The following is a 2,083-nucleotide window of genomic DNA, read 5'->3' as shown; positions in this document are numbered from 1 at the left end:
CGCCCGGAACCGGCAAGACGCTGCTCGCCCGCTCCGTCGCAGGCGAGGCCAATGTGCCGTTCTTCACCATCTCCGGCTCAGACTTCGTCGAAATGTTCGTCGGCGTCGGCGCATCCCGTGTGCGCGACATGTTCGACCAGGCCAAGAAGAACGCGCCCTGCATCATCTTCATCGACGAAATCGACGCTGTCGGCCGTCATCGCGGCGCCGGCCTCGGCGGCGGCAATGACGAGCGCGAGCAGACGCTGAACCAGTTGCTGGTCGAGATGGACGGCTTCGAGTCCAACGAAAGCATCATCCTGATCGCCGCCACCAACCGGCCCGACGTGCTCGACCCGGCGCTGCTGAGGCCCGGCCGTTTCGACCGTCAGGTCGTGGTGCCGAACCCCGACATCGTCGGCCGCGAGAAGATCCTCAAGGTGCATGTGCGCAACGTGCCGCTGGCGCCCAATGTCGATCTCAAGGTCATCGCGCGCGGCACGCCCGGCTTCTCCGGCGCCGACCTGATGAACCTCGTCAACGAATCCGCGCTGATGGCGGCGCGCCGCAACAAGCGGCTCGTCACCATGGCCGAGTTCGAGGACGCCAAGGACAAGATCATGATGGGCGCCGAGCGCCGCTCCTCGGCGATGACGCAGGCCGAGAAGGAACTGACCGCCTATCACGAGGCCGGCCACGCCATCCTGGCGCTCAACGTGCCGACGGCCGATCCGCTGCACAAGGCGACCATCATTCCGCGCGGCCGCGCGCTCGGCATGGTCATGCAGTTGCCGGAAGGCGACCGCTATTCGATGAGCTACAAATACATGATCTCGCGGCTCGCGATCATGATGGGTGGCCGCGTCGCCGAGGAGTTCAAGTTCGGCAAGGAGAACATCACCTCCGGCGCCTCCTCCGACATCGAGCAGGCGACCAAGCTGGCGCGGGCCATGGTCACGCGCTGGGGCTTCTCCGACAAGCTCGGCCATGTCGCATATGGCGACAACCAGGAAGAGGTCTTCCTCGGCCATTCGGTGGCGCGCCAGCAGAACATCTCGGAAGAGACGGCGCAGATCATCGACGCCGAGGTGCGCCGGCTGATCGACGACGCCTACTCCACCGCGAAAACCGTGCTGACCAAGAAGAAGAAGGACTGGATCGCGCTCGCCGAAGGGCTGCTCGAATACGAGACGCTGACCGGCGACGAGATCAAGCAACTGATCGCCGGCCATAAGCCCGCCCGCGACCTCGGCGACGACACGCCGCCGAGCCGTGGCTCGGCCGTGCCGAAGGCCGGCACCGGCGGCCGCCGCAAGAAGGGCCCCGAGCCCGAAGGCGGCATGGAACCGCAGCCGCAGGGCTAGTTCGAAGAGAACAAAGGAACTTTGAAACGCCGCGGATCAAACCGCGGCGTTTTGCTTTGAAATTCAGTGTTGACCAGCGGCGGTCTCTCGGCCGTTTCGTCTGCGTGCCCATTCTTCGAAGCCGGCGCTGCCCCTCATCCGCCTGCCGGCACCTTCTCCCCGTATAGTGACGGGGAGAAGGGGCACCGCGGCTGCGCTGGCTCTCTTCCTGCAACGCTGGCGATTGGCGAAACCGCCGATGAGAGCGCCCCTCTCCCCGTCACTATACGGGGAGAGGATGCCGGCAGGCAGGTGAGGGGCAGCACAACCCTTCGCGAACTACCCACCCGCCGATCCGCGTGTTTCGATCAGCGCGATGCGCAACAAAAAGGCCCGCGAACCTTGCGGCTCGCGGGCCTTCTTTCTTCGAATAGCTTACGGGATCAGCTCTTCAGCTTGGCGTTGCAGAGGCTGTAGAAGCCGCCGCCTTTCTGGATCCACTTGAGGCCGTTCAGCGTGTTGGCGTCCTTGTTGGCATAATACTGCTCGAGGCAGGTATGCATGCGGCCCTTGGCCGGGGTCTCGGTGGCGAATTTCGGCGAGATGGCGGTCGGGAAGGTCACGCCCTTCGGAGCGGTCACGGTCGGCTTCGCCGGTTCCTTTGTGAAAGTCGCTTCCGTCGGAGCCGGCACGGTGTCGTCGTCGGCAGCGCCGGCGCCGCACTCGGCCTTGCGGAAGTCGTTCCACTTCATGCCGTTCAG

1 protein-coding gene and 1 pseudogene are annotated in these 2,083 nt (G+C 65.0%); one reads left to right on the top strand and one right to left on the bottom strand.

All coding sequences use genetic code 11. From position 1 onward, the window contains the following. Window positions 1-1,343 (top strand): ATP-dependent zinc metalloprotease FtsH (gene ftsH / locus EOA29_RS34225; protein WP_127222247.1); only part of this gene is annotated, 1,343 nt, incomplete at its 5' end. A gap of 422 nt (window positions 1,344-1,765) precedes the next feature. Here the strand turns inward: ftsH and EOA29_RS34215 are convergent. After that, window positions 1,766-2,083, bottom strand: a pseudogene (locus EOA29_RS34215) (hypothetical protein); the annotation flags it as partial.

Source organism: Mesorhizobium sp. M1E.F.Ca.ET.063.01.1.1 (assembly GCF_003998155.1).
Taxonomy (GTDB): Bacteria; Pseudomonadota; Alphaproteobacteria; order Rhizobiales; family Rhizobiaceae; genus Mesorhizobium.
This window is presented reverse-complemented; position numbering and strand designations above follow the sequence as displayed.